Annotated in this window: 24 protein-coding genes and 1 pseudogene; 14 read left to right on the top strand and 11 right to left on the bottom strand. The window is 41.6% G+C overall.

Features of this window, described 5'->3' with window-relative positions; translation table 11 throughout:
* Positions 1 to 134: 134 nt before the first annotated feature.
* From estA to C6Y01_RS08945, 3 genes are all read left to right on the top strand, one after another.
* Positions 135 to 722 carry a lipase EstA gene (gene estA, locus C6Y01_RS08960; RefSeq protein WP_370876317.1) on the top strand — a complete coding sequence of 196 codons (588 nt, stop codon included), beginning with the start codon at positions 135 to 137 and terminating at the stop codon, positions 720 to 722.
* Positions 723 to 1,102: 380 nt separating this feature from the next.
* Positions 1,103 to 1,666: a cysteine hydrolase family protein gene (locus tag C6Y01_RS08950; RefSeq protein ID WP_106038069.1), complete on the top strand. Its 564-nt coding sequence runs from the start codon at positions 1,103 to 1,105 to the stop codon at positions 1,664 to 1,666.
* Between the two features lie 300 nt (positions 1,667 to 1,966).
* A complete protein-coding gene (locus C6Y01_RS08945; RefSeq protein WP_106038068.1) occupies positions 1,967 to 3,556 on the top strand; it encodes a BclA C-terminal domain-containing protein in 1,590 nt (529 codons plus the stop codon).
* Positions 3,557 to 3,790: 234 nt separating this feature from the next.
* Here the strand turns inward: C6Y01_RS08945 and rpsD are convergent, their stop codons facing one another.
* Together rpsD and C6Y01_RS08935 are read right to left on the bottom strand one after the other, a co-directional pair.
* Positions 3,791 to 4,393, bottom strand: a complete 603-nt coding sequence (gene rpsD, locus C6Y01_RS08940) for a 30S ribosomal protein S4 (RefSeq protein ID WP_034661940.1) — start codon at positions 4,391 to 4,393, stop codon at positions 3,791 to 3,793.
* Positions 4,394 to 4,692: 299 nt separating this feature from the next.
* Complete coding sequence (locus C6Y01_RS08935; protein ID WP_095285580.1) at positions 4,693 to 5,190, bottom strand: GAF domain-containing protein; 498 nt, start codon at positions 5,188 to 5,190, stop codon at positions 4,693 to 4,695.
* A 126-nt stretch (positions 5,191 to 5,316) separates the two neighbouring features.
* Between C6Y01_RS08935 and refZ the strand changes: the two genes are divergently transcribed.
* Positions 5,317 to 5,982, top strand: a complete 666-nt coding sequence (gene refZ / locus C6Y01_RS08930; RefSeq protein WP_034661934.1) for a forespore capture DNA-binding protein RefZ — start codon at positions 5,317 to 5,319, stop codon at positions 5,980 to 5,982.
* Here the strand turns inward: refZ and hisJ are convergent.
* Positions 5,952 to 6,767 (bottom strand): histidinol-phosphatase HisJ, encoded by an 816-nt coding sequence (gene hisJ / locus C6Y01_RS08925; protein ID WP_034661931.1) that lies wholly within the window; start codon positions 6,765 to 6,767, stop codon positions 5,952 to 5,954. The genes refZ and hisJ overlap by 31 nt on opposite strands.
* Positions 6,768 to 7,107: 340 nt before the next feature.
* Between hisJ and ezrA the strand changes: the two genes are divergently transcribed.
* Positions 7,108 to 8,811, top strand: coding sequence for a septation ring formation regulator EzrA (gene ezrA, locus C6Y01_RS08920; RefSeq protein ID WP_034661928.1), 1,704 nt, complete (start codon positions 7,108 to 7,110; stop codon positions 8,809 to 8,811).
* Positions 8,812 to 8,851: 40 nt separating this feature from the next.
* Here the strand turns inward: ezrA and brnQ (C6Y01_RS08915) are convergent, their stop codons facing one another.
* Positions 8,852 to 10,195: a branched-chain amino acid transport system II carrier protein gene (gene brnQ, locus C6Y01_RS08915; RefSeq protein WP_106038067.1), complete on the bottom strand. Its 1,344-nt coding sequence runs from the start codon at positions 10,193 to 10,195 to the stop codon at positions 8,852 to 8,854.
* 210 nt (positions 10,196 to 10,405) lie between these two features.
* Complete coding sequence (gene brnQ, locus C6Y01_RS08910) at positions 10,406 to 11,749, bottom strand: branched-chain amino acid transport system II carrier protein (protein ID WP_034661923.1); 1,344 nt, start codon at positions 11,747 to 11,749, stop codon at positions 10,406 to 10,408.
* Positions 11,750 to 11,949: 200 nt separating this feature from the next.
* On the opposite strand from brnQ (C6Y01_RS08910), the gene C6Y01_RS08905 reads away from it, so the two are divergent.
* From C6Y01_RS08905 to C6Y01_RS18920, 7 genes and pseudogenes are all read left to right on the top strand, one after another.
* A complete protein-coding gene (locus C6Y01_RS08905) occupies positions 11,950 to 13,092 on the top strand; it encodes a cysteine desulfurase family protein (protein ID WP_106038066.1) in 1,143 nt (380 codons plus the stop codon).
* A 4-nt stretch (positions 13,093 to 13,096) separates the two neighbouring features.
* Positions 13,097 to 14,302, top strand: a complete 1,206-nt coding sequence (gene thiI, locus C6Y01_RS08900; RefSeq protein ID WP_034661917.1) for a tRNA uracil 4-sulfurtransferase ThiI — start codon at positions 13,097 to 13,099, stop codon at positions 14,300 to 14,302.
* Between the two features lie 89 nt (positions 14,303 to 14,391).
* Positions 14,392 to 14,604, top strand: coding sequence for an alpha/beta-type small acid-soluble spore protein (locus C6Y01_RS08895; RefSeq protein ID WP_024424829.1), 213 nt, complete (start codon positions 14,392 to 14,394; stop codon positions 14,602 to 14,604).
* Between the two features lie 225 nt (positions 14,605 to 14,829).
* Positions 14,830 to 16,410 carry an acyl-CoA synthetase MbcS gene (mbcS, locus tag C6Y01_RS08890; protein ID WP_034661915.1) on the top strand — a complete coding sequence of 527 codons (1,581 nt, stop codon included), beginning with the start codon at positions 14,830 to 14,832 and terminating at the stop codon, positions 16,408 to 16,410.
* A gap of 131 nt (positions 16,411 to 16,541) precedes the next feature.
* Positions 16,542 to 17,163: pseudogene (locus C6Y01_RS08885) on the top strand (LysE/ArgO family amino acid transporter).
* Between the two features lie 253 nt (positions 17,164 to 17,416).
* On the top strand, positions 17,417 to 18,169 hold the full coding sequence (locus C6Y01_RS08880) for a hypothetical protein (RefSeq protein ID WP_095285575.1): 753 nt from the start codon (positions 17,417 to 17,419) through the stop codon (positions 18,167 to 18,169).
* A gap of 16 nt (positions 18,170 to 18,185) precedes the next feature.
* Positions 18,186 to 18,362, top strand: coding sequence for a hypothetical protein (locus tag C6Y01_RS18920; RefSeq protein ID WP_162839365.1), 177 nt, complete (start codon positions 18,186 to 18,188; stop codon positions 18,360 to 18,362).
* A 33-nt stretch (positions 18,363 to 18,395) separates the two neighbouring features.
* Here the strand turns inward: C6Y01_RS18920 and C6Y01_RS08875 are convergent, their stop codons facing one another.
* Entirely contained in the window at positions 18,396 to 18,842 is a 447-nt protein-coding gene (locus tag C6Y01_RS08875; protein ID WP_034661910.1) for a MarR family winged helix-turn-helix transcriptional regulator, read from the bottom strand.
* 117 nt (positions 18,843 to 18,959) lie between these two features.
* Here C6Y01_RS08875 and C6Y01_RS08870 point away from each other — a divergent pair, with 117 nt between their 5' ends.
* On the top strand, positions 18,960 to 19,547 hold the full coding sequence (locus C6Y01_RS08870; protein WP_034661908.1) for an NAD(P)H-dependent oxidoreductase: 588 nt from the start codon (positions 18,960 to 18,962) through the stop codon (positions 19,545 to 19,547).
* Positions 19,548 to 19,651: 104 nt separating this feature from the next.
* Entirely contained in the window at positions 19,652 to 21,004 is a 1,353-nt protein-coding gene (locus C6Y01_RS08865; protein WP_106038065.1) for an amidohydrolase family protein, read from the top strand.
* 40 nt (positions 21,005 to 21,044) lie between these two features.
* On the opposite strand, the gene C6Y01_RS08860 is transcribed toward C6Y01_RS08865, so the two are convergent.
* The 5 genes from C6Y01_RS08860 to C6Y01_RS08840 all read right to left on the bottom strand — a co-directional run bounded on the left by C6Y01_RS08860 (position 21,045) and on the right by C6Y01_RS08840 (position 26,564).
* The gene (locus C6Y01_RS08860; RefSeq protein WP_034661903.1) at positions 21,045 to 22,982 is read right to left on the bottom strand and encodes an ABC transporter permease; all 1,938 of its coding nucleotides are present in this window, start codon (positions 22,980 to 22,982) and stop codon (positions 21,045 to 21,047) included.
* Positions 22,972 to 23,733, bottom strand: a complete 762-nt coding sequence (locus C6Y01_RS08855) for an ABC transporter ATP-binding protein (protein ID WP_012010889.1) — start codon at positions 23,731 to 23,733, stop codon at positions 22,972 to 22,974. Before C6Y01_RS08855 ends, C6Y01_RS08860 begins: the two co-directional genes overlap by 11 nt.
* A 106-nt stretch (positions 23,734 to 23,839) precedes the next feature.
* Positions 23,840 to 24,844, bottom strand: a complete 1,005-nt coding sequence (locus tag C6Y01_RS08850) for a sensor histidine kinase (RefSeq protein ID WP_095285573.1) — start codon at positions 24,842 to 24,844, stop codon at positions 23,840 to 23,842.
* A complete protein-coding gene (locus tag C6Y01_RS08845) occupies positions 24,844 to 25,533 on the bottom strand; it encodes a response regulator transcription factor (RefSeq protein WP_148666395.1) in 690 nt (229 codons plus the stop codon). The genes C6Y01_RS08850 and C6Y01_RS08845 overlap by 1 nt, the downstream gene beginning before the upstream one ends.
* A 110-nt stretch (positions 25,534 to 25,643) precedes the next feature.
* Positions 25,644 to 26,564, bottom strand: coding sequence for an iron-hydroxamate ABC transporter substrate-binding protein (locus C6Y01_RS08840; protein ID WP_034661895.1), 921 nt, complete (start codon positions 26,562 to 26,564; stop codon positions 25,644 to 25,646).
* Positions 26,565 to 26,655 lie beyond the last annotated feature (91 nt).

Raw genomic sequence — 26,655 nt, 5'->3', positions numbered from 1 at the left:
AAACAGTGCCTTGTTCACTTTTTTTACATATTTTTCTTGTATAAAATAGAGTCGAATAAGATGAATAAGGGGGAATGAAAGTGATTCGTTTTAAGAAAAGGAGTTTGCAAATTCTTGTTGTGCTTGCATTGGTGATGGGTTCAATGGCCTTCATCCAGCCAAAAGAGATCAGAGCGGCTGAGCATAATCCGGTTGTGATGGTACATGGCATGGGCGGTGCGTCTTATAACTTTGCTTCGATTAAAAGTTACTTGGTATCACAAGGATGGGATCGAAACCAATTATTTGCTATCGATTTCATAGACAAAACAGGTAATAACCGCAACAATGGTCCGCGTCTATCCAGATTCGTCAAAGATGTGCTAGCCAAAACAGGTGCCAAAAAAGTTGATATTGTGGCTCATAGTATGGGCGGAGCGAACACGTTATACTATATTAAGAATCTAGACGGCGGCGATAAAATAGAAAACGTCGTTACACTTGGTGGAGCGAACGGACTCGTTTCACTCAGAGCATTACCAGGCACCGATCCAAATCAAAAAATCCTTTACACCTCTGTCTATAGCTCAGCCGATCTTATCGTCGTCAACAGCCTCTCGCGTTTAATTGGCGCAAGAAACGTCCTCATTCACGGCGTTGGTCACATCGGTCTATTAGCTTCAAGCCAAGTCAAAGGCTATATCAAAGAAGGACTGAATGGCGGGGGACAGAATACGAATTAAAAAATGAAAAAAGACAGCGACTTGTGCTGTCTTTTTTTGATGTCATCGGACATATGACAGCTGCTAGATGATGAAAGAAGGTTATAATGGAGGTAAAATGATGACACAAAAACTCAAGCAATATTTTTTAGGATATTTCCTCTATTATCCGTGCTCATTTCTCCTCATCTATTTCATCTGGATGAAGTTTGTTAAATCAGTTCAAATAGGCGAGGTGATGTCCAACTGTACATCAATCATTGGTATCTATTACATCGTTGCTAGTGTGTGGTTTTTTTTTTGATGCAAAAACAGGCAAAACATCATTAAAAGCATGTACAAATGGATCACCATTCCTTACACTACATGTAGTAAATGAGAATCTACGGAGGTGGGCGTTTGTGCAAAAGAATCAAAAGGCTTTGCTCATTGTGGATATACAGAAGGCGTTCGAGCATGAAAAATGGGGAGAACGAAATAATCTAGATGCAGAGAAAAATATCAGTCGTTTATTGACGTTTTGGAGAGAGAAAGGCTGGACAGTGATTCATATTCAGCATACATCTGACAAGCCGGACTCCTTATTTCATCCGGCAAATGAAGGGCATCTCTTCAAAGATATCGCCAAACCGCTAGAGGAAGAAACGGTGATACGAAAGAAAGTCAACAGCAGCTTTATTGGCACAAATTTGGAGGAACAACTAAGATCAAACGAGATCGACACTGTTGTAATCGCAGGATTAACAACACCGCACTGCGTATCTACAACAACAAGAATGAGCGGCAATCTAGGCTTTGATACATATCTCATTTCTGATGCATCTGCTGCCTTTGGACTAACAGATCAAAACGGTACATATTATGATCCCGAAATGATTCATCGGCTATCACTTGCTACATTGCATGATGAATTTGCTACTGTCATGACAACAGATCAATTGATTAGTAATTGGATGGTAAAATAAAAGATATCGCTATACGCTTAATAATACTTGAGTGAACCATGGAACAAAAAAATCCTCTGGAATTCTAGGGGATTTTTTTCATGATAGATTATATAGTTTTGGATAGCTTCTTGAGACAGGCTAGTCATCATGAAAAAGTTTAGCGCAAAATACAATCAAATTTTCACAACCAAAAGACTTTTGGAATACTATAGAAATTTATATTTATTCTACGCTTATCTTTATTCTTTGTACGTTTTACTTATCTGCACCTATTTACAGATGTAACATATGAATAATGATAAAGGAGATGAACAACTGATGGGTTGTGATAAGTATAAAAAATGCCCTTATTGTAAACAGAAACTATCAAAATCAAACTGTTGCATCATTTGTGAAACAAAAGTAATTGTAGGGCGACGAGGATTACGGGGATTACGAGGGATTCGAGGAGCTACAGGAGCTACAGGAGTTACAGGAGCCACTGGACCTACAGGGGCCGCAGAAGCCACCGGAGCTACAGGAGCCACTGGAGCCACTGGTCCAACAGGAGCCACAGGAGATACCGGAGCAATCGGTCCAACAGGGGCTACAGGAGATACCGGAGCGATTGGTCCAACAGGAGCCACGGGAGATATCGGAGCCACTGGTCCAACAGGAGCCACGGGAGATATCGGAGCCACGGGAGCAACGGGAGCCACGGGAGATATCGGAGCCACGGGAGCAACGGGTGCCACGGGAGATATCGGAGCCACTGGTCCAACAGGAGCCACAGGAGATACCGGAGCAATCGGTCCAACAGGTGCTACAGGAGATACCGGAGCGATTGGTCCAACAGGAGCCACGGGAGATATCGGAGCCACTGGTCCAACAGGAGCCACGGGAGATATCGGAGCCACTGGAGCAACGGGTGCCACGGGAGATATCGGAGCCACTGGTCCAACAGGAGCCACAGGAAATACCGGAGCAATCGGTCCAACAGGGGCTACAGGAGATATCGGAGCGACGGGAGCGATCGGTCCAACGGGTGCCACGGGAGATATCGGAGCCACTGGTCCGACAGGAGCCACGGGAGATATCGGAGCCACTGGTCCAACGGGTGTCACCGGAGATATCGGAGCCACTGGTCCAACAGGAGCCACCGGAGATACCGGAGCGACGGGAGCGATCGGTCCAACAGGAGCCACCGGAGCCACTGGTCCAACAGGAGCCACGGGAGATATCGGAGCCACTGGTCCGACAGGGGCTACAGGAGATACGGGAGCGATCGGTCCAACAGGAGCAACGGGAGCCACGGGAGATATCGGAGCCACTGGTCCGACAGGGGCTACAGGAGATACGGGAGCAATCGGTCCAACAGGAGCAACGGGAGCCACGGGAGATATCGGAGCCACTGGTCCAACGGGAGCCACGGGAGATATCGGAGCCACTGGTCCGACAGGGGCTACAGGAGATACCGGAGCGACCGGTCCAACAGGAGCCACGGGAGTCACAGGTGCAGGGCTAGCTGAATTTGCATATGTATACAATCTAAGTGCTCAAACAGTAGCTTTAGAAGCCCCGGTGATTTTTGACTCAACTGGAATTACTACTCCTGGTATTACACATGCCCCTGGAACTTCTCAAATTATAGTGACCAATCCAGGAAACTATGAGGTTACTTTTTCAGTTTCTGGCGTAGAGCCAAATCAATTCACCCTATTTGTAAATGGAGCTCCTGTGACGAACACAGTTTATGGGTCAGGAGCTGGTACTCAACAGAATAACGGCCAGGCAATCCTCGCTCTAGCAGCGGGTGACACGCTTACTCTTGTAAACCATACTTCCGCAGCAGCAGTTACTCTTCAAACCCTAGCAGGAGGGACTCAAACAAACGTGAACGCTTCTATTGTTATTAAAAAATTAGACTAACTTAAATGTTTAGAGATGCTTATAGAAGCACTCAAAAGGACCTTTTCATTTGAATATCTTTTTCAGCCGTTTCTTGGAAGTCTTGCCCGGTGCTCGTCTTGTGCATAGTCTGTTTCCCATTATATGTTTTAAATTCATTTGTTCATACGAGAATACAAACAAAAAACCCTAGACCACCTTGAACAATCAAGGTCTCTAGGGTTTGTTTGATTTCTCTTTAAGAGAGTAATGAAATTAACGAGAGTAGAACTCAACGATTAGTTGTTCGCTGATTTCAGGCGCTAATTCAGAACGCTCTGGAAGACGAGTGAAAGTTCCTTCAAGCTTTTCAGCATCGAAAGAAAGATATTCAGGAACGAAGTTGTTTACTTCAACTGATTCTTTCACAACTGCAAGGTTTTGAGATTTCTCACGAAGAGCAATCGTTTGACCTGGTTTCACAGAGAAAGATGGGATGTCTACACGGCTTCCATCAACAAGGATGTGACCATGGTTGACTAGCTGACGAGCTTGGCGGCGAGTACGAGCAAGGCCAAGACGGTATACTAGGTTGTCAAGGCGAGTTTCAAGAAGAATCATGAAGTTTTCACCTTGTTTACCAGGAAGTTTAGCAGCTTTGTCAAATAGTGTACGGAATTGACGTTCATTGACACCGTACATGTGACGAAGCTTTTGCTTCTCTTGTAATTGTAAACCGTATTCAGATAGTTTTTTGCGTTGTCCTGGACCATGTGGGCCTGGAGCGTAAGGGCGTTTTTCAAGTTCCTTACCTGTTCCGCTTAATGAAATGCCTAAACGGCGGGAAATCTTCCAACTTGGACCTGTATAGCGAGCCATAATGTGACTCCTCCTTATTTGTTTTTATTTGTGAAAAATAAAAACCGTCTGTTCTTTGTCTTTTCCGTCATTATGTTTTCATGCATCCTCGCTCCAGCAGCAGGGAGTTACAAGATGCACCTTCAAATAGAAGGAACAAAATGATACAAAAAAGCCGAACAAAAAGGCTGCCATATTTCACACAAATTCTATTATATGACGCTGGATAGGAGAAGTCAACCTATTTAGAGGCAGACGTGACGCTTCACGTCATGCGAAGAAAATAAAAAAGCAGACAATGTGCCTGCTTTTTTGCAAGATTACGCATCTGTAGAGATGGATAACGCCTTTTGGAGCACCTCGGTAAATTGAATTAAGTAGGTTTCATCTATTTCACTGAAACGGTCTTTCACGGGGCTGTCAATGTCGAGTACCCCAATGATCTGTCCATTTACCTTGAGCGGAACGACAATTTCAGATTGCGATGCTGCATCACATGCGATATGTCCAGGGAATGCATGCACATCAGCGATACGCTGGACTTCACCTGTTGCAAACGCAGTACCGCAAACGCCTTTTCCAGACGGGATTCGCACACATGCAGGCAGTCCGTTAAACGGTCCGAGCACAAGCTCGCCCCCTTTAGCCAAATAAAATCCAGCCCAATTGACCTCTGGGAGTGAATGGTACAATAGCGCCGCAGCATTTGCCAAATTGGCAATCAGATCAGGCTCACCATCTGTAATGGCTTCAACCTGTTTAACAAGCAATTGATAGTCTTTTGATGGATCGCCAGACTGTTTTTCGACATGAAACATGAAAATCTCCTACTTTCTATCTCAAAAATACATAACTTGCGTCTCGCATGTGGGATTTGTCGAGCAATTGTAAAAGGAACTTCCGCCTTCATCTTGAAGTATGTACACATGAAGAGGGGTGAGCGGATGAAAACATCAACAACCGTGCAAACAAAAGACCGTATTATTGAAGCTTCCATCAGACTTTTTAACCAAAAAGGATTTTCTGGAACCTCTGTCCGTGAGATTGCGAAGGAAGCAAACGTCAACGTTGCCCACATATCTTATTACTTTCAAGGAAAAGGAGGGCTGCTTGAGCAGCTTGTATCCGATTTTTATGAAGGCTATATTCACATGATTGAATCACATATCCATCACATGGAAACTCGTCACGCAAAAGAATGTTTACTTCATGTGGTTTTTGATATTTTATCTTATCAGCACGAACACCGTCAATTAACCCGTTTTGTTTATCGAGAGGTGACGATTGATTCGACGCTCATTAGAGAAATTATGTCGACCTATTTAACAAAAGAAAAATATTTGTTTCAGCTCATCATTGAAAAAGGGAAAAACACCCATGTGATTTGTGAGCAGCTCTCACTCTCATCGTTTATGATTCAACTGAAATCACTACTCATGATGCCCTATTTACAGCCGCAATATTTAACAGAGGTGCTTTATTTGAATCCAAATGAGCCATATTTCTATCAAATGTATTTTAAGGAACTAAGCCGCTCGCTTCATCATTTACTAGAACCAAAAAAGCCGGCATTAGATTCTCACTTAAAACTCATGATGTCTTCGAATTGATCATAAGCATATCCGAGATCTTCCGCTTGATGGGCATCAGACCCGAATATGAGCGGAATTTTTTTCTGTTTTGCAAGATCAATCATCCATTGATCTAAATAGATACTTCTGGCATATGTTTTACGAAGACCTGATGTATTAAAATCTAAGGACATGCCTTTTTTTGCCGTTTCTTCAAGACAAAGGGTGACCTTTTGACAAAGTTCAGGTGTCATCTCAAATGGGAAAAGCTGTTTGAATTTCTGCACAAGGGTGATATGACCGATTCTCTTTGGCTTATAGCGACCTAAAGATGATAGAATAGAAGAATGAATTTGGTCATAGTAGCTTTGATAGACCTGTTCGATGCTGCCATAGGCGCTTATTAGCTGCTTGAAGGCATGCTCGTCAAAATCAAGGCAAATATAATCATCGCCAGCAGGAAGAAAGTGAACAGATAAAATGCTATCGTCTAGTTCTGGACCGTAGCAGTCTAAAAAGGCACTTGTTTCCTCTTCATACTCTTTGATATAGTCAACCTCAAGCCCAGTTTTTACTATTAATTGGCCTTTGTATTCCTGTTTCAGCTGATCCAATTTCGTTATATACGAGTCAAGTTCTTGGAGCTTCATGGCACTATCCTGCTCTGGTGTTGGATCTCGAAACGATGGAGGCAGAGGGGCATGCTCGGTAAAGGTTATGGAATCAAATCCCTTTTTGATGGCTTTTTCAATATAAGAATGAAATGAATCAAGCGAGCCGTGCGGGCAAAACGGTGTATGTAGATGTGCATCCTGCTTCAGCATGTCGTCACCTCTTGTCGATATTTTGAAAAACGTGATGTTTATCAGCGAAAATAATGAAAAATCATGACCAAAAATGCTGGTTACATGGTATCATAATAACAATGAAAACGACAGCTTCCGCATACATAAAAGCAGGTCACATGGATACGTGTGATCAAATGATAGAAAGCGCTCAAATACTTTCTTGAAAAACATACATAAAACCGTGAATGGATGGTATTGGAAAACATACGATCCTGTTTATAAAAAGACAAATGCAAAGCGGACACGAAAGGGTTCTCAGGTCTACTCGGGACACTTTTACCCTGACATCACTTAGATCACAACAAGGGGGCTCATTATGGAGTTTATCATCGGTTTAATTGTCATTTTGCTTGCTTTGTTTTCAGTCGGTTATTTCCTGCGAAAAAATATATATAAAGAGATTGACCGATTGGAAGCATGGAAAATTGAAATTTTAAACAGATCAATTGTAGAAGAAATTTCAAAAATCAAACATTTAAAAATGACCGGAGAAACAGAGCAATTTTTTGAAAGATGGCGTGCAGAGTGGGACGATATCGTCACAGCCCATCTTCCAAAGGTAGAGGAGCTATTATATGATGCAGAAGAGTATTCTGATAAATATCGATTCTCCAAAGCCAAGCAGGTTCTTACGCATATTGAGGACTTGCTGAGTGCTGCTGATTCGAACATTGAAGACATTTTAAAAGAAATTGCAGACCTTGTCACAAGCGAGGAGCAAAATCGCAAGGACATTGAAAAGGTCAAAGAGCAATATCAAACGGTTCGAAAAAATCTGCTTGCGTACAGCCATTTATATGGCACCCTATATGACAAAATGGAGCAGGACTTAGATGAGGCCTGGGAAGGGATCAAGCAGTACGAGGAAGAAACAGAAAACGGAAACTACATGAAAGCAAGAAAGATTTTGCTTGAGCAAGACCGCAGACTCGACCAGCTTCAGCTATATATCAATGATGTACCAAAGCTTATTGCAGACTGCAAACAGACCGTACCAGGTCAGCTGACGAAGCTGAAAGACGGATATCAAGAAATGACAGAAAAAGGCTACAAGCTGGAGCATATCCAGATCACGAAAGAGCTGGAGACTTTAAACAAACAGCTTGCGAGAGCGGAAAAATTGCTCATTGATGAACTCAATTTAGAAGAGGCATCAAGCATTCTGCAAATGATCAATGATGCGATTGAGACGCTGTATGATCAGCTGGAGGCGGAAGTAGAAGCAGGTCAGGAAATCAAAAGCAAAATGCCTGAGCTCACAGAAGCATTCGAGAAGATCGAACAAGATCACACACAAACAAAGGCAGAAACGGCTCTTGTGAAAGAAAGCTACAAGCTGACAGCAGGAGAGCTCGATCAACAGAAAGCATTCGAAAAACGTTTAGAAGAAATTGAAAAGCTGATGAAACAAATCCGCGAGAAGCTTGATCGTGACCACGTGGCATATTCATTATTAATGGATGAAATCAATCAGCTGGAGACGTTTATCGATGATGCAAAAGCATTGCATGACACATTTAAAGGTCATCTACAATCATTAAGAAAAGAAGAATTACAAGCGAGAGAAACACTGGCTGAGCTCAAAACCATGCTGACAGATACAGTCCGCCAGCTGCATAAAAGCAATATCCCAGGTGTACCTGCTGAGATGAAAGAGCGGGCTGAAAAAGCGCAGGAGATGATCCAGCAAGTGCATGAGCAGCTGGAAAACCTGCCGCTCAACATGCCGGCAGTGAATCAACAATTAAAAGAAGCCTCTGACACAGTCAGAAATGTTGTGGATGAGACAGAAGAAATGCTCAGTAAAGTGGATCAAATTGAACGAATCATTCAATACGGCAATCGTTTTAGAAGCCAAAACCACATTCTTTCAGAACAACTAAAAGAGGCGGAACGAAGATTTTACGCTTACGATTACAACGGATCATTTGATATAGCAGCTGCGGCTGTTGAAAAAACATCACCCGGAGCTGTCCAAAAGCTGTTAGCTCAGCAAGAAAAAGAGTATCAGCACCAATAAAAAAGCTGAAGTCCATTTACAGGACTTCAGCTTTTTTCTGTTAAGATGCTTGTTTCTCCCGCTTTTGGGAAGCAGAAGAAGTGAAAAGAGAAAGAACGAACCCAATGACCACTCCGAAAATAGCAGGAACAACCCAGCCAATACCAAGGTCATATAAAGGTAATATCGTTTGAAAGAGTTCCTCCACTGGTCCAATCGGGAGTTTCGCTGCTACTAAGCCGTCAAACAAACTGACGCAGCCAGTTAAAATCAGAGTAAGGACATAAACAGGTCTTCTTTGACCAAGCCATTTATCTGCCAGCGATAACACAATGATGACAATCGCTAGCGGGTAAATGGCAGTTAAAACTGGTACAGAGAAAGCGATAATATGAGCAAGTCCAAAATTTGAAATGATAAAACTGAATAATGTCACTAGTGTAACGACCATTTTATAAGAAAGTTTAGGTAATAAATTTGAGAAATACTCTCCGCATGATGTAACGAGACCGATACTTGTTGTTAAACAAGCAACCGTAATCGCGGCACCCAACACAATATTTCCTAAACTGCCAAATAGGAATTGAGAAGACTGAGCCAAGATTTTACTGCCATCTCCAACAAAACCAATGGCGTGTGTACTTGAAGCGCCTAAATAAGCAAGAGATAGATAAACAAATGTTAATCCGCAAGCTGCAATCAGACCCGCTTTGATACAAGCAGAAGTCAGTGCCTTTTTACTTGTCACACCGCGTCCTTTAATGGCGTTGATGACAACAACCCCAAACACAATAGAAGCAAGAGCATCCATTGTTTTATAGCCCTCTAGAAATCCTTTGAAAAATGATCCGCTGCTATAGGATACATCAGGTGTGCCAACGGCGCCCATCGGCGTTAAAATGGCTTTGACAATAATAATAAAAATAATCGTAAATTTAATTGGTGTTAACACTTTTCCTACACGATCCACAATCTTCGTTGGATTTAGAGCAAGATAATATGTAATACCAAAAAAGACAAGTGTGAATAAAAGAAGTGAGAGCCAAGCTGGTACACCTGCTAAAAAGGGTAATGCACCAATTTCATATGAAACCGTTCCTGTACGAGGAATAGCGAAAAGCGGCCCAATAGATAAATATAAAATGACGGTAAACGCTGTTCCAAAAGCTGGGTGAGCTTTATCAGCTAATCCTTTCGCATCTCGACCTGTTAAAGCGATCGCAATAATCCCTAGAAGAGGTAAACCGACACCTGTTAATAAAAATCCGCCCATTGCTTTCCACACATTTTGCCCAGCATATTGCCCAAGCTCTGGTGGATAAATCATATTTCCGGCGCCGAAGAATAGAGCAAATAACATAAAACCGATAATAACTGTATCTTTCGTCGACAAAGTTGCTTTCATTGCATTTAAAGCCTCCATTGTTATGTTGAAATATTCTGTTAATTAGTTGCTAAGTAACCGTTCATCATTAACATTCACTAATTATAAAGGATGTACGCCTGATGTCAACATGTGTTTTCGTACAAAAGTCATGAATTTTTCTATTTTAGTATATGGAGAACAATAAAAAACATCCCCTTCCAATGAAGAAGGGGATGTTTCGGTTTATGTCTATGAGGCGAGCTGTTTGGGCGGGCTGGTAAACATCGAAATAAGTAAACCAACCACAGCACCGATAATGGCTGGTACGATCCAGCCAATGCCTAAATTGTAAAACGGTACGATTGAACCCAAGATGTCAGGCAAGTCACCGAGATTCATTTTGGCAGCTAATAATCCATCAATGATGGCAAAGAAACCAGTAAAGATGAGGGATACGATATAAATGACTCGTCTGCCGTTAATCCAGCGATCAAGGAATGACAATAAAATAATAACAATTGCCAGTGGATAGATTGTCACAAGAACTGGAACAGATAGAGAGATAATTTGTGCCAAACCAAGGTTTGCAACCAGTGTACTAAATAAAGAAACAATTAGAACGACTGTGCGATAAGAAAGGCTAGGGAAGAGCTTTGAAAAATATTCCCCACAGGATGAAATAAGTCCAACACTTGTCGTTAAACAAGCGAATAAAATGGCTGCGCCAAGTACAATGTTTCCAGCAGAACCGAATAAAAAGTTGGCAGAAAGTGAAAGCAGTTTGCCGCCGTCATTTGCTCCAACCATTCCCGTCGCATCGGGGCTTGAAGCACCCACATAAGCAAGTGAAATGTACACCAATGCCAGCCCAACAGCTGCCACGAGTCCTGCTTTAATACAAGCCGCTGCAAGAGATTTACGCTCCGTGATGCCTCTTTCCTTAACAGCTGTCACCACGACGATCCCAAATACGATAGAAGCAAGAGCATCCATTGTTTTATAGCCTTCTAAAAATCCAGTGAAGAGCGGGTTTGCTTCATATGTTGCATCAGGAGCACCGATCATTCCCATTGGCGTAGCAATGGCTTTAATGACAATAATGGCAATAACAGTTAATAAGATCGGTGTCAAAATTTTACCAATTCGATCAACCAGCTTTGAAGGATTTAAAGCAAGCAGGTATGAAATAGTGAAAAACATAACGGTAAAGATGAATAGTGGTACCCATGAAGTGGACTGTGCCCCTGACAGAAATGGAGCTAATCCTATCTCGTATGAAACCGTACCAGTTCGCGGAATAGCGAAAAATGGTCCGATGGATAAATACAGAATAACGGTGAAGATGGTCCCGAATTTTGGGTGCGCTTTATCCGCAAGGCCTTTTGCACCGGTACCTGTAAGGGCGACTGCAATCACCCCTAGAAGTGGAAGACCTACTCCTGTGAGTAAAAATCCACCGATGGCAAGCCATACATTCTCACCCGCATATTGTCCAAGAACAGGTGGGAAAATCATATTTCCTGCGCCAAAGAATAATGCAAAAAGCATTAGACCAATGGCTAGCGTCTCTTTTATACTTAAACTATTTTTCAAAATAGTTCCTCCTTAATCAGTGTAGTGTGTCAAATTAAAATATTCTGACAATTCGGATGGTCGTGTGACAATTGCACTATGGATGATATAGTGAAAATGAAAAGTTGTCAACTGCCATTTTCAGAAAATTCTCTGTCTGACTTCATTATGGTAACATATAAATGCATTTATTTTTTAAGCTTTTTGTAAGGAGTTACAATATGATCTATCTTGATAATAGTGCAACAACCAAGCCTTATCCAGAGGTTTTACAAGTATATCAGCAAGTGAGTGAGCGTTTTTTTGGTAATCCGTCTTCGCTTCATCAGCTCGGAATTGATGCCAGCCGGCTGCTAAGTGAAACGAGAAAACAAATGCTTCACTATACAGGATTGAAACAATATGAGATTATTTTCACTTCTGGCGCAACAGAAGCAAATAACATTGCCATTAAAGGAGCAGCTCTAGCCAAAATGAACCGGGGGAAACATATTGTGGCAACAGCAATTGAACACCCCTCTGTCATCGAATCGTTTGAACAGCTGAAGGCTTTATTTGGTTTTGATATCTCCTATATTCAAGTAAATGAGCATGGCCATGCTGATATGAATCATTTAAAAGAAGTGCTACGCCCTGATACGGTACTGGTCAGCATGATGCATGTCAATAACGAAACGGGTGCCATCCAGCCGATTGAAGAAGCTGCTGGCATCATTCGTGAGCATGCCGAAAATGCCCTTTTTCATGTCGACGGGGTCCAGGGAATGTGCAGAGTAGCACTTAATAAACAGCTGGATGTGGATCTTTTGACGATATCTGGCCACAAAATTCATGGCTTAAAAGGGACAGGAGCGCTCTTTTTAAAAAAAGATGTTGTGCTTGCCCCTTTCATCACAGGAGGAGAGCAGGAATTAGGACTACGGTCAGGTACTGAAGACCCTGCTGGTGCTGTCAGCTTAGCAAAAGCCATGAAACAATCATTTGAACAGCTTGAAAAGCACCATGATGAAATGCTGAATTTAAAAACGCAGCTGCAAAAACAGCTTGGAGAAATAGAAGGTATTGTCATCAACACACCGCTGACACAAAGTGCGCCGCACATTGTGAATTTTTCAGTGCCAGGTATTCAAATCGAGGTTCTTCTCCATATGCTTGAAAAAGAAGGCATGTATGTCTCGACAACCTCTGCCTGCTCAGCCAAGAAAAAAGAGCCAAGCCGTGTTCTGCTAGCGATGGGGAAACCGGAAGAAGCGGCCAAAAGCAGTATGAGAATCAGTTTGACATATGGCCAAGGACCAGAGCTAGCGCCGCATATCATCACAACGATCGCACAAAGTGTGAAAAAATTAAAAGGAATGAGATAACAACATGAAATATGATCATATTTTAGTCCGTTTTGGTGAGATCTCAACAAAAGGGAAGAATAGAAAGAAATTTATTGAAAAACTAAGACAGCATATCCGATTTGTATTAAAAGATTTTGATGCATTAAAGTACGCATCTGACAGAGACCGCATCACGATCATGCTGAACGGAGAAGACCCTGAACCGATTTCAGAACAGCTTAAAGGTGTATTTGGCATTCAAAGCTTTAGTCTTGCGGTGAAATGTGAGACAAATCTCGATGCCATCAAAGAAGCGTCACTCACAGCGGTACAGGAAGTATATGAACAAGGAAATACATTTAAGGTCTCAACGAAACGCTCTTATAAACAGTTTGAACTTGATTCAAATGAAATGAACCGCGAAATTGGCGGGCATGTGCTGAAGAATACGGAAAACTTAACGGTCAATGTCAAACAGCCGGATGTACATTTGCGCATTGAAATAAGAGAACATGCGACGTATATTACATTTAAAGATGTCAAGGGTGCAGGCGGCCTGCCGGTTGGTTCAAGCGGAAGAGCGATGCTCATGCTTTCAGGCGGCTTTGACAGCCCAGTTGCCGGCTATCAAGCGATGAAACGCGGGATTCAAATTGAGGCTGTACATTTCTTTAGTCCCCCATATACAAGTGAACGTGCCAAGCAAAAGGTCATTGATCTTACAGAATGCTTAGCAGCATACGGAGGCGAAGTGAAGCTTCACATCGTTCCTTTTACAAAAATTCAAGAGCTGATTCACAAACAAGTACCTGAAAACTATACGATGACATCAACAAGAAGAATGATGCTGAAAATAGCTGATAAAATAAGAGCGAAGCGTGATGCTCTTGCGATTATTACGGGTGAAAGCCTTGGACAAGTCGCAAGTCAGACACTGGAAAGCATGTATGCGATTAACCATGTGACCAATACACCAATCATTCGACCGCTCATTGCTGTTGATAAAAATGACATTATTGATGAAGCGAGACGAATTGGCACTTACGAGACAAGTATTCAGCCTTTCGAGGATTGCTGCACGATCTTTACGCCGCCATCTCCTAAAACAAAACCAAAGCTTGAGAAAGTAGAACGCTACGAAAGCTTTGCTGATTTCGAGCCGATGCTCGACGAGGCAGTGGATCAAATGGAAACGATCATCGTCACAAATGAGAAGAAAGCGGCAGACGAATTCGCTGATTTATTCTAAAACAAAAATTTCATAATAATTACCATAAAATCAACCGCATGAAGTCATGTGTTTCTACACATTCTATATTCACAAGGAGGTGAGAACACATGGCTCAACAAAACAGACAAAGCAGTTCTAACCAATTACTAGTACCAGGCGCTGCACAAGCAATCGACCAAATGAAGTACGAAATCGCTTCTGAATTCGGTGTAAACCTTGGTGCAGAAACAACATCTCGCGCTAACGGATCAGTTGGTGGAGAAATCACTAAGCGTCTTGTATCTTACGCTCAACAACATATGGGTGGCGGATCTTTCTAAGACACACAATTAAAAAGTTATGGCTTAGGAGCGGGATCATTCCCGCTCTTTTCTTTTTGTACATAAAAATAGTTTGAATATTTCTAAAAAAGAAGACGAATGAAAAAAATTATGGCATAATACTAGGAGTAGGTCCTAATTCAAGCATTTTTCAGTTATGAGTGTTAGAATAGGTAAATTGAAACATGTTTCGTTTCATAGAAAGAGGCTAAAAGGAGCTGTACCATGAAAAGAGAAGACTTAATTGCACCAGAACAATATAACTTAGTCAGTGAGATTGAAGCGTTCAGTCATGACAAGGAGAAAATGGCCCTGCACTGGCAGGATGGAAATGGCCACGAAGCGCATGTGACGTATGCAGCTTTAGTGGAAGAAGCAAATAAAATTGGTCATGTATTATTAAATGCAGGCTTTAAAAAAGGCGATAAAATCATTGTGATGGTGCCGCGCATGCTAGAGGCATACAGCATTTATTTAGCAATTTTGAAAACAGGAATGGTCGTCATTCCTTGTTCAGAAATGCTGCGTGCAAAAGATTTAGATTACCGAATTGAACATGCAGAAGCAAAGGGAGCGATTGTTTACTCTTCATTCATTCAATCGTTCGACGGAACCAATCAGCCAAACGAATTTAAAACATTCTCAATCGGTGAAAACGATTATGGCTGGACAAATATTCTAGCGCAAAAGGATCAACAATCAAGTGAGCTGCAAATGGCTCCAACAACACGTACAGACATGGCGTTCTTATCCTATACATCTGGTACGACAGGTCATCCAAAAGGGGTTGTTCATACACACGGATGGGCGTATGCACATTTACGCACAGCTGCCAAAGCATGGCTCTCTATTAATGAGGGAGATAAAGTATGGGCGACAGCAGGACCAGGCTGGCAAAAATGGGTGTGGAGCCCTCTCTTATCAGTGTTAGGAAGTGGAGCAGAAGGCTTTGTATACGGAGGGAAATTCAATCCAAATACGTATTTAGAGCTGCTTCAAAAAAATGAAATCAATGTCCTATGCTGTACCCCGACAGAATATCGTTTTATGGCGAAAGTAGATGACTTGAGTCAGTACGAGCTGCCAAAGCTGCATAGTGCCGTTTCTGCGGGAGAGCCGTTGAACCGTGAAGTCATTGATACATTCAAAAAGCATTTCGATATAGAAGTACGAGATGGCTATGGCCAAACAGAAAGCACACTGCTCGTAGGGGTGCTAAAAGGAATGGACATCAAGCCAGGCAGTATGGGAAAACCAACACCTGGCAACGAAGTCGAGATCATTGATGAGGACGGCAGCGTATGCGCTCCTGGAGAAGTTGGTGACATTGCGGTCCATCTCGAAACGCCGGCGCTATTTAAGGAATACTACAAAGATGAAGAGCGTACAAAAGCGCAGCGCCGCGGAAATTACTTTATTACCGGTGACCGCGCGAAAAAAGACGAAGATGGGTACTTCTGGTTTGAAAGCCGCAGAGATGATATCATCGTCAGCTCAGGCTATACCATTGGGCCGTTTGAAGTAGAAGATGCACTGATTAAACACCCAGCAGTCAAAGAATGTGCGGTTGTGGCTAGTCCAGATGAAATCAGAGGATCAATTGTGAAGGCATATGTCGTCCTGCGTGATGGATCAGCACAAAGTGATGAGCTGATCAAAGAGCTGCAGACACATGTGAAAAACACAACAGCACCTTACAAATACCCAAGAGAAATTGAATTCATTGACGAACTGCCAAAAACACCGTCAGCGAAAATCCGCCGTGTCGAGCTGAGAGAAAGAGAGCTTGCACGAAAAGGATCATGATGAATAAACGAAAAGCGTTTGGATGGAAGCATCCAGCGCTTTTTTTTACGGAAAATCAAATCCGCTGGAAGCGGTCATGATGTTCTATGATAAAATGTGTAAGAATTGCTGGAAAAGGAGAATGTTAGAAGATGTTCATTGCCATCATTCATGGAATTGTGCTTGCCTTTGGTCTCATTTTACCATTGGGCGCACAAAATGTATTTGTGTTTCAGCAAGGAGCGCTTCAGCCGCGATTATATCCTATATCAGGCCTTACCTGTCGTTATCACTGCTGCTCTTTGTGACACACTATTAATTGCATTAGCTGTCATTGGGGTTTCTGTTGTGGTGTTCACCATTCCTGTACTGCAAATCGGTCTTTATATCATTGGATTTTGTTTTTTAGTTTATATGGGATGGTCCGTGTGGAACACAAGCTCATCAACAGATGCTAAAGAGAAGCAGGAATTTATGCCTGCGAGAAAACAAATTCTCTTTGCCTGTTCAGTTTCACTTTTAAATCCCCACGCCATTCTTGATACAATTGGTGTGATTGGAACAAATTCGCTTCAATATAGCGGGGCAGAAAAACTGGCATTTACACTCGCCTGTATCATCGTGTCCTGGTTATGGTTTATTGGGCTCGCTTTTTTAGGGAAGATGCTAGGGAAGTTAGATACAAACGGCGAGTGGATGAACCGTATCAATAAAGCTTCAGCGGTCATGATCTGGCTTGTCGCGTTATACATTGCGTATCAATTGATTGTATAAAATACATAGAGGATAAAGCAAAGAAGCGCTTGGAAGGTAAGGTCCGGCGCTTTTTTTGTGTATTGGAAAGGCTCCTCAGCCAGTGTCACTATCATCGCAAGAGGAAGATCACATTCAATTGCCTATAGGAAATGATAAGAAATAGGATATATGATACATTACCACTAGTGGGTTTTATTGGCAAAAATGTTTATTACATTATTTTCCTTTAGAGGTTATAATTTTTATGAAATTTGCTAAAGGAGGATATATGATGAAGTTAAGAAAAATGTTTTGTGTGCTATTGTTTATAGCACTTTTATTCGGACAATTTCCTGTAGGAAAAGCTATTACCATAAAGGAGGAGGAGCCTTTTAAAAAGATACAAAATGTTAAAACAGAAGAAAAACTCATAAAAAAGGCAAAAAAAAGCTCTCAATTTTTAAAGGCAAAAGAATTAGCCCAAAAGAAAGGTTATCTATTAAATGGAGAAAGTGCAGCGGTTCATCTGAACGCTGCTGAAACGGATGTTGTTTACTTTTATCTTAAAAAGAAGAAGTCAGATAATCAGCTGTTAGACAATGTTTCCTTCATTTCAGTTTCATTGAGCCAAATAAAAGCTTACTATATTCAACTTGCAGAATACGATGAGAAAGGAAATTTGCACTCATATTTCTTCCAAAATGGAAAATTGAAAAATAAGTTCCATATCAACCAAAAAGGGGAGTTTTTAAAAGGATCTTTTACCTATGGTGAAAATGGTGCAAAGCAAGATATGATGGAATTAAATAAAAAAATTTTCCAGGCAGATGATTCAGAAATTCAAACGAGTTTTAGTTGGAACAAGTTTTGGAACTGCTTAAAAAAGCAAAGCGGCCCGAATGAATCTCTTCCGCTACGTTCAATGGTTTTAGGAGCGTGTTATTATATTTGTTTAACGGGACCTGCTAGCTGTATAGCATGCGCAGTGATTAATGGAGGAATATCTGCAGGATTAGCCGGTTATTGTGTGAAAAAAGTTTGGTAAATGGGGGGTTTTTAGAATGGCTCATAAAGAACAGCGCAAGGGAATAGTTCTTGCTGTTTTTGATACGTTGACATTTGGTATACCAGTGTTGCTATGGAATTTATATAAGAATACCAGTACCACATTGAAATTCATGATCCCGATCATTCCCATTGTCGGTCTCATTACGTATTTTTTAGCATCTCTTGATTAATAAAATAAAAAATCCTTTGCATGAGCGATACGCTCATGCTTTTTTAGGTCCTTTTTTGAAAATCGTTTGATTTAATAGGCGGAGAGCTTGTACGATGTCATCCATTTGTTCTGTATCTGTGGAAGATAGGCTGTCTAATAGCATCCCTTCGATATGCTGGAAGACTTCGTTCATACAAGCACGGCCTTTGTCAGACAGCTTAATGACATGTTTTCGTTTGTCATCACGGTCTTCTTCTCTAGCAATGAATTGTTTCTCGTGCAGTTTTTTTAGTTCTCTGCTGACATTTGGAAGAGACATGTGCTGACAGTCGGCAATTTCACTAGGCGTAAGCGGTTCGCTGACAGCTAGCTGCTCTAGAATTAAGTATTGTAAGGTCGTTAGGTCAACTGGTTTGACTTTGCTCATCAGGGCGTGCTTCAGCTCTGAAAAAGTAGAAGCAAATGCTACGAATTCCTTGAAGAAATGGGGATGCTTCATGTTTATCACCTCCTATGTAACATACCAAAATTATTATCAAAAAACAATTATCATTTGACAACTAATTAAGAGGGGTATATCATTTAGTTATCAAATGATAACAAAAGGAGGCAACACATGAATCTACTCATTATTTATACTCACCCTCATCACAATAGTTTAAATGGTGCTTTTTTAAAAGAAATAATGAAAGGCAGTGAAGAAAATTCACTTGTTCATGAAGTGGAAATCATCGATTTATACAAAGAAGAATTTGATCCTGTGCTGATTTTTAATGAAGAGAAAAAAAGGCGTGATATGCATAAGGACCCTGACATTCGGGTGTATCAGGAAAAGATCAAATGGGCAGATAAAATCGTGTTCGTTTATCCCATTTGGTGGGGGCGGCCGCCAGCCATGCTGCTTGGCTTTATTGACCGCATGTTTGCTGCGAATTTTGCTTACCGTCAAACAGGCGGGCTGCTTCCAGAAGGACTGTTAAAAGGAAAAAGTGCTGTTTGTGTATCGACAATGCAAGGGCCAACCAACTACCCTTTATTCTTTTTGCAAAATGCACACAAGATGTTAATGAAAAGAGCCCTCTTACAATATGTCGGAATCAAACCTGTGAAGTTTTTTGAGTTCGGCATGATGGAAAGCCCAAAAGGGAAACATGAGGCCAAATTAAAACGTATCTACAACTATTTCAAAAAAATCAGCTCATAAAACAGTTGGTGAAGTCACTTTTCTTCTAATTGGATCCTTTTATGTTTTAAAATGACAGTGAGGGTGGGGGAACTCTTCCTCGTCATTTGAAAAGGGGGATATGGATGAAGAAAACATTGTTTAAAGATGCAGCGATTTTAACACTTGATCCAACTTTAGGTTTTTTAGAAAAGGGAGATTTATTAATTGAAGGGACACACATTTTAGAGGTCGGACCTTTAATTGAAGCAAATGATGCTGACATTGTCGATGCGTCCGATATGGTGATCATGCCAGGGCTTGTGGATACACATCGTCATGTGTGGCAGTCTGTCATCAGAGGCATAGGCACAGATTGGTCTTTGCAGACATATTTGAGCAAAATCTATTATGGTAACTATGGTGCGATGAGACGCCCATCCGATGATCGAATCGCAAATTATTTAGGGGCATTAGAGGCGTTAGATGCAGGAGTGACCACATTTTTAGACTGGACGATGATCAATTCAATGGATCATACAGAAGAGCTGATCGGAGGATTAAAAGATGCGGGCATTCGAGCTGTTTTTGCTTTTGGCTCTTCTGGAGATGCTGAGTATTGGGATAGGGAGAGCACGCTCACCAATATGGAGGACGCAGCACGCGTGAAAAAAGCGCATTTTCAATCATCAGATCAGCTCTTGACGATGGGGCTTGCGATTCGTGGACCAGAGTTTTCCTCATGGGAGACTTCAGTATTTGAAATTGAAACAGCCCGGTCTCTAGATGCTTTATGCAGTATGCACATTGGCTTTGGGAATTGGGGAGCGGAGGATCGTTCGATTGAGCGGCTTCACAAAGCAGGGTTACTCGGACCTGACCTCAACATGGTGCATATCAATGCAATCGATGCGGATCAAATGAAGATGCTGGCAGACAGCGGAAGCTCCATATCTATTACACCTGAAATTGAGATGATGATGGGTCACGGTTATCCTGTAACAGGACTTGCGATTGAACAAGGTGTTCTTCCAACGCTCGGTGTAGATGTGGTAACAGCGACAGGCGGAGATTTGTTTGCTCAAATGAAATTCGGACTTCAGGCAGAGCGCGCGCTTCAAAATCAATCATTGCTGATGGAGGGAATCATGCCAGGACCTGAACTTGGGATTTCTGCTCATCAAATGCTTGAAGCTGCAACGATCAATGGGGCTCGTGCATTACAGCTTGATCATAAAATTGGCTCACTCACACCTGGAAAAGAAGCTGATTTCATCCTGATCGACTGGACAAGCATGAATCTTCTGCCGATGACAGATCCGGCTGGAGCGGTTGTCCAAACGGCACATCCTTCAAATGTTGATTCTGTCTATGTGGCTGGAAAAGCAGTGAAACGAAGCGGAAAGCTTGTTGGTGTGAACCTAGAAGAGGTCAAACGCAAAGCTTATGCGGCAAGAGATCATATTCTATCGCACAAGTTTGAATCAACTCCATCATAAACAAACATATCCCCATAGGCAGCGGCCTATGGGGAATTCATTACAAGGATTCTTTAATGACCTTTTTGTAATACTGGACAGATAGGAATCCGAAGACAGAATATAAAACCGTATAAATCGACATGACGATGAGCATTGGTGTCCACAGTTCACCGCCGAATAAAAACCAGCCAGACTGAACTGCAAAGTAGCTGTGCAGCAATCCGATGATGAGCGGAATCCCAAAGTTAAATAGCTGTTTGAGTCGAATGCCTTTTAATAGATCTTTCTCTGTAAAGCCAAGCTTACGTAAGATCGTGTACGAGCTTTGTTCTTCTTCACTTTCATTCATCTGTTTGAAGTATAAAATACAGCCTGATGTCACAAGGAAGCTTAGACCTAAAAATCCAACCACAAACATCATCAGTCCCATTGTTTGCTTTTGCTGCTGAGCTGAAGCTAATTGAGACATGCTGTCGTCACCTAGTTTTAAAGATGTAAACACATCATTGGCTTGTTCAAGGTTTTTATCATCTTTTATATTGACCGCGTTATATTGATTATTCTCAAGCTGCAGTTTAGGATCTTTCTGCTGGTCAAGCTTCTCAAAGACATTTTGACTGACGACGGCAACAGGCAGACCGCCAAAAGTGAATTTGTAAGAGATGATGTAATCTTTCTTCATATCAATGACTTTTAAATCAAGCGGCTTCTTGATGAGAAGTTTTACATCACCTGAGCTTTGAATCGGCATGAATTTCTTCAATAAATCACTGTAGCCGCTTAAGATGACTTCGTTGTTTTCTACATGAATATTAGGTGCATTTTTCTCACTGATCACAGGCAGTGTCAAGACTCTTGGATTCTTATTCAAACTTTCTAATTCCGAATCCATGATCTTATGTGCATCAAAATCCGCTTGAATGACCTTGAACTGCTTTTTTTCATACGCAATATGTTTGTCAGAAAGTGCACGAGTGAAGGTATCGGCTTCTTTCTCTGAGCCCATGACAAAATGTGAGGGAATCTGTTGTTCAGCCGTTTTTTCTGCTGAGTAATAGGAAATGTAGCTTAAAGATAACAACCCGATGGCAAGTGCAGATACGGTTGTAATAATCGTTAAAAGCAGTGCATTTGATTTTAATCGAAACATAATAGATGACAAAGACAGGACTTCATGAATGGCGAGATAGCCATTTTTTCTTTTACGTACAATATTGGCAATGAAAGAAACAGAGCCTTTATAAAAGAGAAAGGTACCGATAATGACAGAGGCTAGAATATAAATCATGGCTGAAAATAACTCAAGCATGGACGTATATGAGCCGCTAAAAAGCTGAGAAGAAATATAATAGCCTGAGCTGATCAAGACAATACCGAAAACCCCAACGATGATTTCAAACACAGAGATCTTTTTCACACGCTGCTCTGTAGAAGACGTGGTTCTAAACAAAGATAAAATTGTCTGTTTACTAATAAACCGTCTATTTCTTAGCATAATTAATCCATAGATGATGAAAAAGACAATGAGCGTTTGCAGAAGGGCCATGCCTGAAAAATGCAGATGGGCGATGGCATTAACGCCTGTTACTTTAAATAGCACCATCAGCATGAGCTTTGAACCGATAAATCCAGCTATGATACCAACAGCCATTGAGAACACATATAGGATGAAATTTTCTGCATTGAGCAGTTTGGCAATTTTTTGTTTCGTCATGCCAATGAGCTGCAGGAGACCTATTTCTTTCCCTCGGCGTTTAATAAAAATGCTGTTCGCATATAACAGGAAGATCCCAACAATGGCAATGAGCAGTACCGAAGCGGCTTTAATCGACGCACCGCCTTTAATGGACCCTTTTACATCATCAAGTGCTGGTGAGTACTGCAAGGTGACAAAAGAAAAGTAGAGCGCCACACTAAACACGAGAGCAAACACATATAAATAGTAATTCTTCAAATTTTTCTTCAGGTTACGGAAGACGAGCTGATTAATGTTCATGCTTCACACCGCCTAAGACACCTTGCGTTTTCATAATATCCTCGAAAAACATCTTTCTCTCTAAAGCACCTTTATTCAACTGAGTATAGATCTGTCCGTCCTTGATAAAAATGACACGTCTTGAATAGCTGGCTGCGACAGGATCATGTGTCACCATGACTATGGTCGCTTTTCGTTTGCGATTGAAATCTTGCAGCTTATTGAGTAGATCAGATGCAGATTTGGAATCAAGCGCTCCGGTAGGTTCATCCGCGAAAATAAGACTCGGCTCATGAATGAAGGCGCGAACCGCTGATGTCCGCTGCTTTTGCCCACCAGAGAGTTCATTCGGATATTTGTCTCTTAGTTCATAGATGCCCATGTCCTCCGCGAGCTGTTGAAAACGTTCAAAAGCTTCTTTTTTCGGCGTTTTGGAGATGGATAATGGCAAGAGGATGTTCTCTTTGACCGTGAGTGTATCAAGTAAGTTATAATCCTGAAAAACAAAGCCAAGCTGCTTTTTTCTGAATTCTGCGAGCTGCTGATCCTTCATCTGTGTCATCTCAGCATCTGCGATACGAATCGATCCGCTGGATACATGATCGATAGAGGACAATACGTTTAGAAGGGTTGTTTTCCCCGAGCCTGATGGCCCCATAATGCTGACAAATTCTCCGGCTTCAATGGTCAAATCAATGCCGCTCAGCACCTCTTGTTTGTTGAATTTATTTCCGTAGCTTTTATATATTTTGCGAGCTTCTAAAATGTTCATTTGTCGATCCCCTTTTTCTATTTAATTGATACCTCTAGTATAAAAAGAAGCCCGCCGGATTTCCTTCGATTTGGCGAACAAAACAGACGAGCATGTGACATTGTTGTCACATGCTCGCAATATGCACAAAATCATTCTTTTTCGGAAAAATAAAGGTGAAGGTTGTGCCTTGATCTATCGTGGAGTTGACCTCGATCTTGATATGAAGAGCGTCTGCTCCTTTTTTCGTTAAATAAAGCCCCATTCCTGTTGAGGCGGTGTCATTGTGATGTCTTGTTGAGGTAAAACCCTTTTCAAAAATACGCGGCAGGTCTCTTGGGTCTATCCCTCTGCCTTGATCTGAGATCGTCAGCATCACTTGGTCATTCATTCGCTTGCTTTCAATGGCAATATCGGACGAATGACTGTACTTAACTGCATTTGTGAGCACCTGTCTGATCATAAAGGATAACCATTTTGTATCACTTAATACGTGACGTTCTTCTAGCGTGAGTTCAAAGCCGATTCCTTTTTGCATGCACCATGATTGGAGCGCTTTGATTTCCTTCGCTAAGATGCTTTGCAGGTCAAGCTGTTCAATAAATAAATCATTTTCGATATGACGTATTCTGCTTTGGTGCAGCTGGGCATCGAGTAATAAATGAATTCTGAGCCATTCATACGTCATATTCGATTTCAGCGGCTGCTCTGTTAAGCGGTCAATCATTAAGTGCATCGCTGTGAGAGGTGTTTTCACTTCATGTATCCATGAGAGCAATTCATCCTTCTCTTCTTCAAGGGCGATTTGCTGTTCTGCTGCCATTTGCCGATAGCGGGCAATTTGCTCTGACGTCGCATCATGTACAAGCTGTTCAAATGGGGAAGATGGAGTGAGCCGCATTTGATGATCAATATGATCATCCCATTCTTTCAGCCGCTCATAATACGCCGTTTCTTTACGATATCGGAAAAAGAGAAAGACGATCATGAAAAACGTAGATAATAACACAATATAAAAAAGAGACGCCATTGGAATGGTCGTATCCAAATAAGCAACAAACAGAATGAGGAGCTGCAAACTAAGAAAGAACAGGATCCAGCTTCTTCGTTCTTTTAAAAATGCTTGCAGCATCAGTGATCATCCTTTTCCTTTGCAAGATAGCCTTGACCCACTTTTGTCTCAATGTAGGTGCCAAGGGAGATCTCATCTAGTTTTTTTCTTAGGCGATTGACGTTTACGGTCAGTGTGTTGTCACTGACAAACCGTTCATCCTCCCACAATGCTTGAATGAGTGATTCACGGCTGACAATATGATTTTTATGCTGAATCAATTCCTTAAGAATAAATAGTTCATTTTTCGTTAATTCCACTTCACCATGGTCATTTGTGACGGTGTTTTTTTCTAGATCAATCGTAGCGCCACACCATACCTTTAGGCTGGCAGGTTCTGCATTATAATCATGCACTCTGCGAAGAACGGCACTGACTTTGGCAATGAGCACGTCAAAGTGAAAGGGCTTTTGTACAAAATCATCGGCACCGAGCTGCATCGACATGACCATATCAGCAGGGTGGTCACGAGAGGAGAGGAAGATAATAGGTACATTTGAATGATGCCGAATCATCCGGCACCAATGAAAGCCATCGTATTTTGGGAGCTGTATATCAATAATGACGAGATCAGGCTGAACAGAAGTGAATTCCTGCATGACCTGTTGAAAATCGTGAATCCCATAAACATCATAGGACCAGTTAACTAGACGTTCTTTGATTTCTTGGAAGAGGGTTGTATCGTCCTCAATCAGTAAAATTTTAAACAAAACCAGCACCACACTTTTTGTATTCGCTTGTATGTAATTGTAGCGGAAAAAAAGCGCTGCCGCTAGAAGCAGACAAGAAAAAAGCAAGGGAAGGGTTCCCTTGCTTCAGTTTATTTACCTAAAAAGTGCTTTTTAAAGAATGATAGTTGATAGTCGAGCGTGAGCGGATCATTAAAATAGAATTCTTCTGCATTTGCCTCATACACACGATGTTTTTTCACAGCAGGGATGGACTTGTAGATTTCACTGTTTTGATAGGAATTGTCCATTTCGCTGTTTTTACTTATGATCATATAGTCTCCAGCAAATTCAGGAATCACTTCTTGTGAAACCGCATAGTAGCCAGCTTTTAATGCTTTTTCTTTCACTTTTTCAGGCATTTTTAGTTTCATTTCTTGGTAGAGGATTTCTGTGCCGCGGCCCCATGCATCTCCAAACACGTAAAGATCTTTTGTGCCGCTTTCAAACACAGAAACCGTCGCATCCTCACCGATTTTCGCTTTGATTTCTTTCCCAGCTTCAGCTGCGCGTTCTTTAAAATCTTTTACCCATGCTTTGGCTTCTTTTTCTTTGTTTAATACTTTTCCAATTTCAATATGCTGCTGAAGGTAATCGACTTTGTTATACGTAAACAAGACTGTTGGCGCGATTTTTTTTAGTTTTTCTACATTTTTTGTATTGCTTAAGCCAATGATGACATCGGGCTTTAGCTTCATGATTTTTTCGACATTGGCATCCGACACTTCTTCCACATCTTTCAATTCCTTTTGGAAGCGAGGGTTCTTTTTTGACCAAGAGTCGACGCCGACTAGGTTCACACCTAGTGACATGACATTACCCGTGTAAGAACCGAGTACAACGACACGTTTTGGATGCGCTGGCAGTTTCACAGGGCCATTTTCAGATTGATATGTAATCTTGTCTGATGATGTTGATTGATTTCCTTTATTTGAGGAAGAGCTGCTGCTATTGCCACATGCGCTCAACGCAAGTACAAAGATGAGCATCAGAGGGAACAATATTTTCTTCATGAATGTAGACTCCTTTGAAATCGGCACATAAGCCGGGTATTTGATTGTACGAGTGATAATGATAATTATTATCACTCGGATATCATATCAT

The organism is Bacillus sp. NMCC46 (genome assembly GCF_002998465.1).
Classification (GTDB): Bacteria; Bacillota; Bacilli; order Bacillales; family Bacillaceae; genus Bacillus.
The sequence above is the reverse complement of the archived record's forward strand: the minus strand, read 5'-3'. Positions and strand labels throughout refer to the sequence as shown.

Coding starts and splice junctions, on each gene's coding strand:
- C6Y01_RS08840 (WP_034661895.1), bottom strand. CDS start 26,564: ATGAAGAAAATATTGTTCCCTCTGATGCTCATCTTTGTACTTGCGTTG.
- ezrA (WP_034661928.1), top strand. CDS start 7,108: ATGGAGTTTATCATCGGTTTAATTGTCATTTTGCTTGCTTTGTTTTCA.
- C6Y01_RS08945 (WP_106038068.1), top strand. CDS start 1,967: ATGGGTTGTGATAAGTATAAAAAATGCCCTTATTGTAAACAGAAACTA.
- thiI (WP_034661917.1), top strand. CDS start 13,097: ATGAAATATGATCATATTTTAGTCCGTTTTGGTGAGATCTCAACAAAA.
- C6Y01_RS08935 (WP_095285580.1), bottom strand. CDS start 5,190: ATGTTTCATGTCGAAAAACAGTCTGGCGATCCATCAAAAGACTATCAA.
- C6Y01_RS08870 (WP_034661908.1), top strand. CDS start 18,960: ATGAATCTACTCATTATTTATACTCACCCTCATCACAATAGTTTAAAT.
- C6Y01_RS18920 (WP_162839365.1), top strand. CDS start 18,186: ATGGCTCATAAAGAACAGCGCAAGGGAATAGTTCTTGCTGTTTTTGAT.
- C6Y01_RS08860 (WP_034661903.1), bottom strand. CDS start 22,982: ATGAACATTAATCAGCTCGTCTTCCGTAACCTGAAGAAAAATTTGAAG.
- C6Y01_RS08850 (WP_095285573.1), bottom strand. CDS start 24,844: ATGCTGCAAGCATTTTTAAAAGAACGAAGAAGCTGGATCCTGTTCTTT.
- C6Y01_RS08905 (WP_106038066.1), top strand. CDS start 11,950: ATGATCTATCTTGATAATAGTGCAACAACCAAGCCTTATCCAGAGGTT.
- mbcS (WP_034661915.1), top strand. CDS start 14,830: ATGAAAAGAGAAGACTTAATTGCACCAGAACAATATAACTTAGTCAGT.
- hisJ (WP_034661931.1), bottom strand. CDS start 6,767: ATGCTGAAGCAGGATGCACATCTACATACACCGTTTTGCCCGCACGGC.
- C6Y01_RS08855 (WP_012010889.1), bottom strand. CDS start 23,733: ATGAACATTTTAGAAGCTCGCAAAATATATAAAAGCTACGGAAATAAA.
- refZ (WP_034661934.1), top strand. CDS start 5,317: ATGAAAACATCAACAACCGTGCAAACAAAAGACCGTATTATTGAAGCT.
- C6Y01_RS08865 (WP_106038065.1), top strand. CDS start 19,652: ATGAAGAAAACATTGTTTAAAGATGCAGCGATTTTAACACTTGATCCA.
- rpsD (WP_034661940.1), bottom strand. CDS start 4,393: ATGGCTCGCTATACAGGTCCAAGTTGGAAGATTTCCCGCCGTTTAGGC.
- C6Y01_RS08895 (WP_024424829.1), top strand. CDS start 14,392: ATGGCTCAACAAAACAGACAAAGCAGTTCTAACCAATTACTAGTACCA.
- C6Y01_RS08875 (WP_034661910.1), bottom strand. CDS start 18,842: ATGAAGCATCCCCATTTCTTCAAGGAATTCGTAGCATTTGCTTCTACT.
- estA (WP_370876317.1), top strand. CDS start 135: ATGGGTTCAATGGCCTTCATCCAGCCAAAAGAGATCAGAGCGGCTGAG.
- C6Y01_RS08880 (WP_095285575.1), top strand. CDS start 17,417: ATGAAGTTAAGAAAAATGTTTTGTGTGCTATTGTTTATAGCACTTTTA.
- brnQ (WP_106038067.1), bottom strand. CDS start 10,195: ATGAAAGCAACTTTGTCGACGAAAGATACAGTTATTATCGGTTTTATG.